This is a genomic window from Prevotella sp. C0026C3 (assembly GCF_056590795.1).
In genome coordinates this window covers 62113-75749 of record NZ_JBWPWW010000002.1, presented here as the reverse complement: position 1 = coordinate 75749, position 13637 = coordinate 62113, and the positions used below count along the sequence as shown (strand labels likewise).

9 protein-coding genes are annotated in these 13637 nt (G+C 39.0%); 4 read left to right on the top strand and 5 right to left on the bottom strand.

The genetic code is table 11. The features are described 5' to 3' along the window. Positions 1–2 precede the first annotated feature (2 nt). On the top strand, positions 3–2057 hold the full coding sequence (locus AC1EK4_RS01460) for a YgiQ family radical SAM protein (RefSeq protein WP_231725574.1): 2055 nt from the start codon (positions 3–5) through the stop codon (positions 2055–2057). Positions 2058–2162: 105 nt separating this feature from the next. Here the strand turns inward: AC1EK4_RS01460 and AC1EK4_RS01455 are convergent, their stop codons facing one another. Further along, on the bottom strand, positions 2163–4241 hold the full coding sequence (locus AC1EK4_RS01455; RefSeq protein WP_480356755.1) for an esterase-like activity of phytase family protein: 2079 nt from the start codon (positions 4239–4241) through the stop codon (positions 2163–2165). Between the two features lie 157 nt (positions 4242–4398). Between AC1EK4_RS01455 and feoB the strand changes: the two genes are divergently transcribed. The 3 genes from feoB (at position 4399) to AC1EK4_RS01440 (ending at position 8644) form a co-directional block, all read left to right on the top strand. Beyond that, complete coding sequence (feoB, locus tag AC1EK4_RS01450) at positions 4399–6819, top strand: ferrous iron transport protein B (protein WP_480356754.1); 2421 nt, start codon at positions 4399–4401, stop codon at positions 6817–6819. Positions 6820–6954: 135 nt separating this feature from the next. Beyond that, positions 6955–8085: a porin gene (locus AC1EK4_RS01445; RefSeq protein ID WP_480356753.1), complete on the top strand. Its 1131-nt coding sequence runs from the start codon at positions 6955–6957 to the stop codon at positions 8083–8085. 307 nt (positions 8086–8392) lie between these two features. Further along, a complete protein-coding gene (locus tag AC1EK4_RS01440) occupies positions 8393–8644 on the top strand; it encodes a hypothetical protein (RefSeq protein WP_036898703.1) in 252 nt (83 codons plus the stop codon). Between the two features lie 68 nt (positions 8645–8712). On the opposite strand, the gene AC1EK4_RS01435 is transcribed toward AC1EK4_RS01440, so the two are convergent. From AC1EK4_RS01435 to AC1EK4_RS01420, 4 genes are read right to left on the bottom strand one after another with little or no spacing between them, the layout of a single operon-like run. Further along, positions 8713–10653 carry an NAD(+) synthase gene (locus tag AC1EK4_RS01435; protein ID WP_480356751.1) on the bottom strand — a complete coding sequence of 647 codons (1941 nt, stop codon included), beginning with the start codon at positions 10651–10653 and terminating at the stop codon, positions 8713–8715. A gap of 8 nt (positions 10654–10661) precedes the next feature. Next, the gene (locus AC1EK4_RS01430; RefSeq protein ID WP_480356750.1) at positions 10662–11798 is read right to left on the bottom strand and encodes a DUF2027 domain-containing protein; all 1137 of its coding nucleotides are present in this window, start codon (positions 11796–11798) and stop codon (positions 10662–10664) included. A gap of 20 nt (positions 11799–11818) precedes the next feature. Continuing rightward, positions 11819–13090: an S-adenosylmethionine:tRNA ribosyltransferase-isomerase gene (locus AC1EK4_RS01425; protein WP_036898648.1), complete on the bottom strand. Its 1272-nt coding sequence runs from the start codon at positions 13088–13090 to the stop codon at positions 11819–11821. Positions 13091–13092: 2 nt separating this feature from the next. After that, complete coding sequence (locus tag AC1EK4_RS01420) at positions 13093–13617, bottom strand: phosphatase PAP2 family protein (RefSeq protein WP_480356870.1); 525 nt, start codon at positions 13615–13617, stop codon at positions 13093–13095. Positions 13618–13637: the final 20 nt, after the last annotated feature.

Here is a 13637-nt window from a genome sequence, read left to right as displayed (position 1 = left end):
CCTTGATAGATAAGAGTACTATTTTTAGTAAACAGGGCTATACACAGCCAAATTTAACCGACTTTCTACCCACGACAAAGAAAGAGTGTCTTCTACGTGGATGGGACGAATTGGACGTTATCTTATTCTCCGGAGATGCCTATGTAGACCATCCCTCGTTTGGTGTTGCAGTGATTGGCCGGAGTTTAGAAGCTGCGGGATATCGTGTGGCTGTCGTTCCTCAACCTGACTGGCATGGGGATTATCGAGATTTTAAGAAGTTAGGACGCCCTCGCCTCTTCTTTGGAGTCTCCCCGGGATGTATGGATTCGATGGTTAATAAGTATACTGCCAATAGGCGTTTACGCTCCGTTGATGAATATAGTCCTGATGGCCGTCATGATTGTAGGCCCGAATACCCGACAATAGTCTATACACAGATACTAAAACAGTTATTCCCTGACGTGCCGGTAGTGTTGGGTGGGATTGAGGCTTCCATGCGAAGGCTCACACATTATGATTATTGGCAAGACCGATTGCGTAAGTGTATTCTCTGCGATAGTGGTGCAGATTTGTTGTTGTATGGTGCTGGTGTCAAGTCTATTCTGCAACTTAGTGAGAATTTGAATAACGGATTGGCTATCAAACAAATCCGCTCTATACCTCAAACTGTATATTTAACTAAAGAAAAAGATATTCCCGATGGTATCTCCGAGGACGATATTGTGTTGCATTCCCATGAAGAATGTTTGAGCAATAAGAAGGCTGAAGCCGAGAATTATAGACACATAGAAGAAGAGTCTAATCGTATTCATGCCAAACGACTATTACAAGGGGTTGACAATCAATATGTAGTTGTGAATCCTCCGTATCCCACATTGACGACAGAGGAACTTGATGCTACATTTGATTTGCCGTACACGCGACTTCCACATCCCAAATATAAAGGCAAGAAGATTCCTGCATATGAGATGATAAAATTCTCTGTGAATATGCATCAGGGATGTTTTGGCGGTTGCTCGTTCTGTACAATCTCTGCCCATCAAGGTAAATTTGTTGTATGTCGATCGAAGGAAAGTATCATCAATGAAGTGAAACACATCACGCAAATGCCCGATTTCAAAGGGTATTTGTCCGATTTGGGCGGTCCTTCGGCTAATATGTATGGTATGAGAGGACGCAATAAGAAGGCTTGCGAGCATTGCGCCCGTCCCTCGTGTATCCATCCTCAGGTCTGCCCTAATCTGAATACAGACCATGGTAAAGTACTAGAAATCTATCGAGCTGTAGATGCTTTGCCCGGCATCAAAAAGAGTTTCATTGGTAGCGGAGTACGCTACGATCTTCTTCTGCATCGTAGTAAAGATGAACAAATCAATGAGACGGCCAAGGAATATACGCGTGAGCTGATAACGAAACATGTCAGTGGCCGATTGAAAGTAGCCCCGGAGCATACAAGTGATAATGTGCTTAAGTTGATGCGAAAGCCTTCCTTTACTCAATTTTATGAGTTTAAGAAGATATTTGATCGTATTAATCGAGAAGAAAATCTGCGACAACAGATTATACCATACTTTATCAGTAGCCATCCCAGATGCGAGGAAGAAGATATGGCTGATCTTGCTATTAAGACGAAAGATTTGGATTTTCACTTAGAGCAAGTGCAAGACTTCACCCCCACCCCAATGACTATTTCTACCGAAACTTGGTATACTGGATATGATCCATATACGCTCGAACCGGTCTTTAGCGCCAAGACTCCTAAGGAAAAGTTGGCTCAACGCCAATTCTTCTTCTGGTATAAACCGGAAGAGAGGCGGAATATCGAGAAAGAATTGGTACGTATTGGGCGTCCGGAATTAATCAAGCGACTGTATCCCAACGGTAGTTCTGCATCGAATAGCGGTTATAAAAAGAATGTAAGATATAGCGACCGACCGGGTGGTAGTAGCTATGAGGAACGTGCGGTAGATAAAGCCACTGGACGAAAGAAGAAATCTTCTTATCCTACAGAACATATAAAGAGAGGTGATATTCCGCAAGCTTGGAAACCAAAAACAGGCAGGCGGCATCGTTAATCTTTACTATGACTTTGCTGCAAAGGATAGGCAGCATCGTTGAACAGGCTCCGCAGTAATACTGTTATTTCCATGCAGTAATGTTGCGGAGTTTTTGCAAATATATCATATATATACTATGATGGTTTTGAACCAATCTTTGAGCATGCCTTTATAGCGATGTTGGGAGTCGGTGACCAATAGCAATACCTGTCCCCCATCAACTAGTTTAGGGCCTAGGCACATTCCTTCGTAGTTGGCAAAAGAATGGTTTGTAATGTTCATTTTAGTCTTCCACTTAGTTCGTAGATGCTTTTCCAACTGTCTATTGATGGGGCGTGCCTCATAGAGTTTACATTCTGCCCATGCTCCGATCTTCTTTTCCGGAATCATGACTTCTCGTTCTAACACTAGCAAACGGCCATCGTTTAAAGCACATATTTCGCTAACACCATTTACATAGTTCTTTGCTGATGTGGCTTGATCAACTTTGTACTTCCATACATTGATAAGCCTTAAGTTGCTATCATATTCTATCATTCGGCAATCTTCAGCTTCAGTTGCAGTCCAAAGGCGTTGTGTATTTTCATTCCATGATAGAGATTCCAGCCCTCTATTGCTATCTAATCTTTGCTTTATAGAATCTGGTATAAATACATTATTACCAGAGAGTTGTCCATTTAAATCATATTCTTTAATGACATTATCTTTTTCACCGGATATAAAAATCGAGTTACGAATTTTACAGTAGGCTATGCCCTCTCCATCTCTATTCGGTCGCCCACTTGTTTTGATAGCTTCTAATTCTATGTTTTGAATGGTTCCGGAGATAGAATCAATATTTATATGAAAGATACTGAAACCATCGAGGCTTGCCTTATCGTCTACGACGGCATATCTATTATTGCCTAAATAGCTGATTCCACTGTAATCTCCTGCGGGTATTTGCTTGGAAAATACTTGTTGAGAGTTTTCTTTGACTTTGATTTTCGTGTATGTTGGGTGATTCGCTTCCTCGTCTTTCCAATAATTCTTCGCTTTTAGGAAGATGCGTTTAGCGTGTCCATTCTTTCCTCTTAGTTCAATTTCTTGAGTTGGTGTGTCGTCTATCTCCCATTCCTCGTCCCATGTGAGGCGTTTTACTGGTTTGTGATTAATGGCAACGATGGTATCTCCGATTTCTATACCACTCTTACGTGCATCCCCATCTCTTACCAATGAGGAAACTATCCAGCCATCGCAAATGTCTGTACGATTTCGAAATCCGTAATCATAGCCTTTGACATCACTGTCCTCTTCTTTATTGAATCGTTTTAAATAAAGGTATCCTCTTTCTTCATCTACTATGATATTATAGTCGCTCCATATCCCATTGCCTACTACTCCTAGCCATTCCTGTTTGCTAAAAGCCCCTACTCCTTCGGGGAGATAAGACACTGTACAATTCTTGATGGTGTCGTTTCCTAATAAAAGAATTTGATCTGCTTTTATATCAACAAAGTATTCCTGTTCCTTGCTGCCCACACCAAAATTAGTAATATCGGTTATACGTTTCTTTCGTGGGATGGAATCTAAATGATAAGTGGAAGTTGTATGGGCTGTAAAATCAATGGTACCACCGCTTCCAGTATCCATCAAGTACCATCCTTTAATCGTCTTATCTCCTATTTTAACGGAAAGATAGAGAAATATTCTCTGTTTATGGCAGCGCACCAAAACGCGTTGCCACGAGGATAAGTCTTTTGGTAATTCAGTGTTGAATTTAAAATATTGATGCTCAAAATTGATTTCATAGGGACGATGATGAAGCCCTTGAATACCAACAAGACCATCTGCATGGCAGTCAAGAATATCTCTTAACCGTATTACCGGAATATAAGGATATGGCACATTGGATGCTCCTTGTTTTATTTGGGTGTCTTCGTAAATGAGAGGAACGGTTAGCCTTCCGGCTCCTCCCCCAATATTTGCTTTTTGAATATTACGAGTATGCCACTTGGAGTGTGCGAAGAACACTGAGTCTATGCAACAAAGATTGTTACCACCTGTGTCGAAAATGAGTTGACAGGGAATGGTGTCGTTGATAGCGGATTGAAAATATATATGCCCATAGTACTTAAATGAAATACTGTCGTCGGCTGTAATCTCATTTGGGAATGCCACGATCAGGAGGAAAAACCATATATATTGTAGCTTTAGTTTCATGTTTCTTTTAAATTTACGTAATAATAGATATTGCAAATATACGCAATTGCAGCTAGATGTCTATACCTATAAATAGGTATTTTATATAAAAAATGGAATTATAAGAAAACAAAAGCAAAGTTTATTGTTTACTTTTGCATGTTATAGATATTGGAATATGAAGTTATCAGATCTGAAGACCGGCGAATACGGTATCATTATAAAAGTAACAGGACACGGCGGTTTCCGAAAACGCATCGTAGAGATGGGCTTTATCAAAGGGCAAAAAGTAGAGGTCTTACTCAATGCTCCCCTACAAGATCCCGTCAAATATAAGGTCATGGGATATGAAGTTTCATTGCGTAGGAGTGAAGCCTCCATGATAGAAGTGATGAGTGAGAAGGAGGCTAAAGTTTTTAGTTCTGATAAAGATTATACAACTTCTATTGTTCCGGAAAACGAATTACATGTTTCTGATGACGAATTAGAGTTGGCAGCAATAGCCAAAAGGCGAGTTATCAATGTGGCTTTGGTGGGCAATCCGAATTGTGGTAAGACTTCTCTATTCAATTTTGCTTCGGGCGCACATGAACGTGTCGGTAATTATAGCGGTGTAACTGTTGATGCTAAAGTGGGCCATACCGAACATCGAGGATACCATTTCAATTTGGTAGATTTACCGGGAACTTATAGTCTATCTGCTTATAGTCCGGAAGAATTGTATGTAAGGAAGCAGATTATAGAGCAGATGCCAGATGTTATTATCAATGTCATAGATACCAGTAATTTAGAACGCAATCTTTATCTTACAACCCAATTGATAGATATGCACTTACGTATGGTATGTGCACTCAATATGTATGATGAGGTAGAGAAGCGGGGCGACCATGTTGATGAAGACAAATTGGGCACTCTCTTCGGGATACCTATGATACCGACATCGTTTACGAATGGTCGTGGACTCAATCAGCTCCTAGATGCGGTAGTTGATATGTATGAGGGAAATGAAGGAGATAATCTACATTTTCGCCATATCCATATCAATCATGGACACGAGATAGAGGCAGGTATATTGCATATTCAGCATTATCTAAAAAGCAATATAGATCTTCGTCAGAAGTATTCTACTCGTTATTTGGCTATCAAACTATTAGAACATGATCAGGATGTAGAATCGTATATTAAAACACTAGATAAAGATGAGGAAATCTTTGCAGAACGCAAAAAGGCTGAAGATAGAGTGAGAGAAGAAACTGGAGTAGACAGTGAAACGGCTATTATGGATGCTAAATATGGTTTTATCCATGGTGCATTGCAAGAAGCCCTCTATTCAACAGGTAATAAGAAAGACACTTACCAGACTACTCACCTGCTCGATCGTATCATAACCAATCGATATTTAGGATTTCCTATATTCATATTGTTCTTATGGTTGATGTTTGAAGTAACATTCACCCTTGGACAGTATCCGATGGATTTGATTGAGGCGGGAGTTACTTGGCTTGGTCAAACTGTAAGTGAGGTGTTACCAGCCGGGCCTCTGAAAGCCATGATTTCCGATGGAATCATTGGTGGTGTTGGCGCTGTGATAGTCTTTCTACCGCAGATATTGATTCTCTACTTTTTTATCTCATACATGGAAGATTCGGGATATATGGCCAGAGCTGCTTTCATAATGGATAAACTTATGCACAAGATGGGATTGCATGGAAAGTCGTTTATTCCATTGATAATGGGATTTGGGTGTAATGTTCCTGCTGTCATGGCTACGCGAACCATTGAGAGTAGACGTTCTAGGCTTATTACCATGCTCGTTCTTCCGATGATGAGTTGCTCGGCCAGACTGCCTATTTATATTATGATTATAGGGACATTCTTTGCAGCCGAATACCGCTCTACCGTTATGATGTCACTTTATTTTATTGGAATTTTGATGGCAATAATTATCGGTCGGCTATATTCTCAAGTACTAGTGAAAGGAGAAGACACCCCCTTTGTGATGGAGCTTCCCCTCTATCGTTTCCCTACGTGGAAAGCAATTGGTCGACATACATGGGAAAAAGGTAAACAATATCTAAAAAAAATGGGTGGTATCATCTTGGTGGCAAGCATTATAGTATGGGCTTTAGGATATTTTCCGCATCATGATGAATTGTCTGCTAGTCAGCAACAAGAACAGAGCTATATTGGCAGGATAGGTAAAGCTATAGAACCTATATTCCGTCCTCAAGGTTTTGATTGGAAATTAGATGTTGGTTTGCTAGCAGGTGTTGGGGCAAAGGAAATCGTGGCCAGCACCATGGGAGTGCTTTATAGTGATGACAGTAGTTTTGCTGATGATGATTCATATAACTCTGATGCAGCAAAATATACGCGTTTGAGAAGAATGATGGTAGCAGATGGGATTACCCCCTTAGCCGCTTATAGTTTTTTGTTGTTTGTGTTACTCTATTTCCCTTGCATTGCAACGATAGCTGCAATCAAAGGAGAGACTGGTAGTTGGAAATGGGCTGTTTTCACAGCGGTATATACAACTGGATTGGCATGGGTAGTCTCTGCACTCACATATCAGCTAGGAACTCTTTTGGGATTCTCGTAATTCAGGGATGGAAGTGCAATTTTGCAACATTAATTAGAACAAGGAATTTCCTGCAAAAAATAGCATGAATTTAAAAAAATGGTTACTTTTGCACTAATCACTAAACGAAAATAGAAAATCGTTAATCATTTATTTATGAAAAAGGAAATCCTTGCATCATTACTTGTATTGGCATCTTATGGTGCATCAGCGCAAGAAAGTAAAGCAACTTGGGTCAACAATTTAAAGTTGTCTGGGTATGGTATCACGCAATACCAGTATAGTGGACAGAGTGGTGCGAAAGCTAACTCCTTTAATATTCGATTGGTCAGGGTTTCTCTTGACGGTAGAATTCTTAATGATGTAGCATGGAAAGCGCAAATTCAGTTGAATGGTAACACTTCTACACTGGGCAGTAGTCCTCGTATTGTAGATTTGTTTGCAGAATGGCAAAAATATGGTTACTTTAAAGTGAAGTTGGGACAATTTAAACGACCATTTACCTTTGAGAACCCTATGCATCCGGTTGACCAAGGCTTTATGGGCTATGCACAGAATGTTACAAGCTTAGCTGGCTTTAATGATCGAGTTGGAGCACATAGTTCTAATGGTAGGGATATAGGTCTTCAGCTGCAAGGTGATTTCTTGAAGAGCTCAAATGGCCGTAATTTGCTACATTATCAGGTTGGTATCTTTAATGGACAGGGTATCAATGTAAAAGATGTAGACCAACGTAAGGATATCATTGGTGGTATATGGGTAATGCCAGTAGCCGGTATGAGACTAGGTGTATTCGGTTGGGAAGGCTCTTATGCCCGAAAAGGCGATTGGTCTGAGACAGATGCTGCTGGCAATACCGTAGAACATAAGGGAGCTATTAGAAGTTTGTCACAACACCGTTATGCCATCAGTGGGGAATATGTGGTGAATGATTGGACATTCCGTTCGGAGTATATCCATTCTACTGGTAATGCTTTTGCTAAGACTTATCAAGACTCCAAGACTGCTTCTGATTGCACTCTGAGCAGTAATGGCAATAAAGCTGACGGGTTTTACGTTTTAGCAATAGCTCCCATCATTAAAAAGCAGATGCATGTAAAAGCTCGTTATGACCTTTATAGAAAGACAGGAGAATGGGCTTCTGCAAAGACTTTTTATGAAATAGGTGCAGATTATGAATTTACTAAGAATTTAGAAATCTCGGCCGAGTACGCAAGAGTAAACGATAGAACGCTAGCAAAGCATGATTATGATATGGTAGATGTGCAGGTTAGTTTCAGATTTTAGTAATATCAAAAGAAAAGGAATAAATAATTATGGAAGATAACTATAGAAATTCGACAGAAAAGAATTATGTGCATCACCGTCATCACAGCAACGGAAAACATCGTCATAGCCATTACAATATGACGACAGAGGCTGCAAGAGCAAGGAGAAGAAGAAAGTTCTTGGCCAATGTACTTTTCGCTTGTCTAGTGATTTTGGCACTTATAATAATTTGTTTCGTAGCATGGTTATATACCGCATAATTTAGAGACATTGTTATCTAGGGCACAAATATAGTCTTATGTTTGTACCCTATTTTATTCTATTTATGAGAAAAGTTCTGACACGAATTAAGAGTTGGCTTCAAAAGCTTTCTTTTAAAACAGGTGTATGTGTGTTGTTGATGTGTATACCTTTTTATATCATCTCTTTTGGGCAGATGGCATTACCTATATCCACGTCTTTGAAAGGTGTTCTATGGGTGGTGTTTTTTGGGTTGGCAAAAACATGTCAATATGGTGGTTTTACCATTCTGGGAGTAGAAGGATGGAAAAGATTAAAACAGAAATTTCCTAGATGATATTCATATATAAAGAAAGCTTCTTGCAGAATAATAGCAAGAAGCCTTCTTTATATAGTTTTCCTAAGTCAAAGTTCATCACATTCTTCTAGCCATAAACGATTCATAGCATCGCTAGGCATACGCCAATCTCCCCTTGGACTGAGGCTTACACTTCCAACCTTTGGACCATCCGGCAGACAACTGCGTTTGAACTGTTGTGTAAAGAATCTGTAATGGAAAGTTCTGAGCCAATGCTTGATGGTTTCCTGAGAATATTGTTCAGGCTTGAAAGCTTTACATGCAAGCAGATAAATCTTTTTAGGACTAAAGCCAAATCTCAAGAGATAGTAAAGAAAGAAATCGTGTAGCTCGTATGGACCAACTAAGTCTTCCGTCTTTTGTTGGATGTTCCCAGATTCAGCGGCCGGGGTAAGTTCCGGACTAATCGGTGTATCAATGATATCTAATAAGATGTCGTGTACAGTTTGGTCTAATGTTGTTGCAACATATTCTACCAAGTACTTGATAATAGTCTTGGGAACACTGGCGTTAACTCCATACATGCTCATATGGTCTCCATTATAAGTAGCCCATCCTAATGCTAATTCAGACAAATCACCGGTACCAATGACTAGTCCACCAACCTGATTACTCAGATCCATCAGAATCTGGGTACGCTCGCGAGCCTGAGAATTCTCATAGGTTACATCGTGTACCTTGATATCATGGCCTATATCATTGAAGTGTTGTATTACAGCATTGGCGATATTGATTTCACGAATTTCAATCCCAAGTTTTTGCATGAGATGGATTGCATTGTGATAGGTACGGTCGGACGTACCAAATCCCGGCATGGTGACACCAAGGATATCTGCTCTATCTAATCCTAACTTATCAAAAGTCTTGATACATACAAGGAGTGCCAATGTTGAATCTAATCCTCCACTGATACCTATAACTACTCGTTTGCTATGTGTATGTTGTAAACGTTTGGCTAACCCCATTACCTGTATATTCAGAATCTCCTCACAGGCAGCACTCAAATTCTCTTCGTGTGGAATAAAAGGTTGTGGATCCACTTGTCTAGTTAATGTAAATGGGCGAGGGGTAATCTCTTTGCAATTGATGATAATCTTATTAGAATCAGTGTTGTTGGTAGTTGGACGCTGGGCATTGACAAATGTGGAATTATTGCGACGCTCTGTACGTAGACGTTCTACATCGATTTGAGCCATCTCCATTTGGGGCGATAACACAAATCTATCTGCTTCTGCAAGGAGACTCCCATTCTCAAAAATAATAGCATTTCCACCATAGACTAAATCTTGTGTACTTTCACCATAGCCGCTACTGCTATATATATATCCAGATATAGTTCTGGCGCTCTGCTGTCTTAGCAAAGCCATCAGATATTGATGCTTACCTAGTAAATCATTGCTTGCTGATAAATTGAAAATCAAATCGGCTCCGCATACGGCTAATTGGTTACTAGGTGGGATGGGCGCCCATACATCTTCGCATATTTCAACGCCAAATTTGACACCACCTGCTGTTTGGAATAGTTGAGGGGTTGATGTCACAGATACATTTTGTCCGGCATATCGAATCGTGGTATCGTGTAAATCTTGTGAAGAAGCAAACCATCGCTTCTCATAAAATTCATTATAATTTGGTAGATATGTCTTCGGTATGATTCCCAATATATGTCCACGTTGGATAACAATGGCACAGTTGAGTAATAAGTCGCCGACGCAGATGGGAGCCCCTATAATACTGATAATATCAAAATTGCTTGTAGAACTCACAAGTCGGGAGATATTTTCTTCAGCGGCATCTAGTAACAGTTGTTGGCGAAATAGATCTTGACAAGTATATCCTGTTACAGATAATTCTGGAAACACAATAATCTCAACATCTTCATTTTCAGCTTGCTGAATAGTTGATATAAGATTATCGGTGTTGTATTTGGCATCGCCAACAAGTACATTTGGTATTGCTGTGGCTACTTTGATAAAACCGTAATTCATGATAAATATTATTTGATGACTACTTGGGTGGCTCCATAACCATATTCTAGAAATGAAGCATCTTGATATTGAACTTTCTTATATTTGTAATTTAGTTCGTGAATGATGGATTGCCTTAATACACCATTTCCTTTACCATGGATAAAGACTATTTTTTGTCCTCGTCGATTCTTATAGTGCTCCATAATTTCATTGAATTTCTCCATTTGATAGTCTCGTATATCTTCTGGTCTCATTCCGGCTGTAGTATCTAATAATTCATGAGCATGTAAATCTACAACAAGGATATCGGAGTCTTTCTGTCTGATAAATCGTTTATCTTGAGATTGAACATTTTTAGTATCCTTATCTGTGGCAAAGTCCAGAGTACTAGCTATTTTCATTGAAGAACTAGCAAGTGGTTCATCATCTATAATTAAATGATACAGTAATGCCGGAGATTCAAAAAAGTCACTCTCTACAAATACATGAGATTTATAGAATTTAACAGGATCTAATTTTAGCCGTATATTAAAAGCTGGTTTTCCGATGAATACCTTTTCTTTCTTATAAAAGAAGGCTTGGAGTGATATGCGCGAAAGGTCATTTAGCATTTCTAAATCAACATCTTCAATAGCTAATTGAGTATTGGGCGCTATTTCTCCTTGAAAGCGTAAATTGTGATTGCTTTCTTGCAAAGAGGCATAGGCGCATTGCACATAGTAATTACAATCATTAATGATGTACGCCTTGAAAGATGATTGTGTGATATTTAGCGGATTTTGGGGAACAAAGGCTAGATATAGATTAAGTAAATCCCCACCCTTTCTCTCCTCAATAGGTTTCTTGAAAGTAATTTCCGGTTCTTCGAAGAAGCTACTGTCATCAGAATCATCATCAGCTATTTCTTCATGAAGTAATGCTTTGATACTATGGTTTTTATGTTCTTGCTCTTGATTTTGTTTCTTCTCTAAAGCATTTGTTTTTGATTTGATGGCTCTTGATGTGCTATAGTCATCCATGTTTGTGACAACAACATCAGATCTGGAAACTGGTATTTGGAAGCCATCTTCGTCTTCAACCAATACTATCTGATGACTTTGAAATCCCGCAATGGTCCCACCGCCAATTTCATTTAAAAAGCGTACTCTATCTCCTATTTTCATAATGATGTGTTCTATGTGAATTATGGAATTAATAAACTACTATCACCATAGCTTAAGAAGCGAAAATCATGTGATAGGGCATAGTCATAGATGGTTTTCCAGTTTCCCTTGACAAAAGCACTTACCAATAGAAGTAATGTACTTTGTGGTTGGTGGAAATTGGTAATGAGCATCTTTACATACTTATATTCATAGCCGGGTGCAATAATAATTTGTGTACTGCTATGAAGAGCATTCAGTTCATTTTCATTTAGATAGTCTAAGATATTTTGAATGGCCTTCTGTGGGGTAATCTGATTGATAAGCCCACCTTCTACCTCATTTTCATATGGCTCCCATTGGAAAACGTGTAGTTGCTCTTCAGTAAGGTTTTTGTCATGTTCCAGTTTCACACCCATGTAATAAAGGCTTTCAAGTGTTCTAACACTCGTTGTTCCAACAGCAATAGCTTCGCATTGATGATTTAATAATTTAACGAGCGTCTGTTTGTGTACGCAGATGAATTCTGTGTGCATTTCATGTTCTTTTATTTCAGGATGCTTGACAGGCTTAAATGTCCCAGCTCCTACATGCAATGTTAATTCTTCGGTTTCAATACCTAACTTTTTTATAGAATCTAATACCGAATCTGTGAAATGTAAGCCTGCTGTTGGTGCAGCCACACTTCCCATAATTTTACTATATACAGTTTGGTAGGTGGTTTTATCACTTTCTTCTGTCTCACGATTTAAATATGGCGGGATTGGTAATTCTCCAACAGTTTGTAGTATCTCGGCAAAACTTATACCTCCCGTTGTGTCCCATTCAAAATCAATCCAATATCCAGCACTAGGAGTTTTGAATGAAGAATGTAAGATGTGGTTTGCGTCAAATTCTTTTCGATTAGCTTTTAAAGTGATTTTACATCCACGAATTTCAAAATCTCGTTCTAAAGTTCCATTCTTCCATTTCTTCAGATTGCCGACCATACAGATCCACGAACATTTGCCTACAGACTGGAACATCTGTTCATAGTCTGCCGGTTTTGCAGGTTCTAGTAGAAAGACTTCTATTAATGCTCCTGTTGATTTACGAAAATGTATTCGTGCCTGAATCACTTTCGTATTATTATATACCATGAGAGCCCCTTGGGGCAGCCAATGAGAAATATTATAAAAATGGTCTTGTTCTATTGTGCCATGGTTATATACTAGTAACTTACTATGGTCACGTGGACTAACAGGGAATTTTGCAATTCTTTCATCGGGTAAATCGTATGTATAATCACTTATTTGAATGTTCTTTGTATTCATTTTTATATAACAGAAATAATTAATGAAAGGATTAGTAACATGACGAAAATAGATATTACGACATCAATATCCTCATGGCTATATCCAGTAGATGTATATTGAGATGATATATAATTTATTTTGGGTGAATATTTATAATGTATATAATGGTACACTTTATAACTAATTATTCCAACGAGACTCCCCCACAACATGCCCATGCATACATCGCTGGGATAATGAAGTCCTAGATATAATCGCGTAATGGAATTTATTATAGCCCATATGTACATGATAATACTCAAGGAGAGGCTTCGCGTCAGGCAACAAATGAAAGTGGCTATAGCAAAAGTGTTTGCTGCATGTGCAGAGAAAAAGCTAAAGTCTTTTTCGCCTACCCCTTTTAGAATATCCAATGTGTATTTAATATATGGATCATTGATAGGACGTAGACGCTCTACCAATGGCTTAACTAGCAAATTATCGGTTCCACTAGCTAAGAGAACTCCAAAGAGAATTCCCAATACTGTTATACAAATCTGTAACATAGTCTCATTGTTTTTGACAA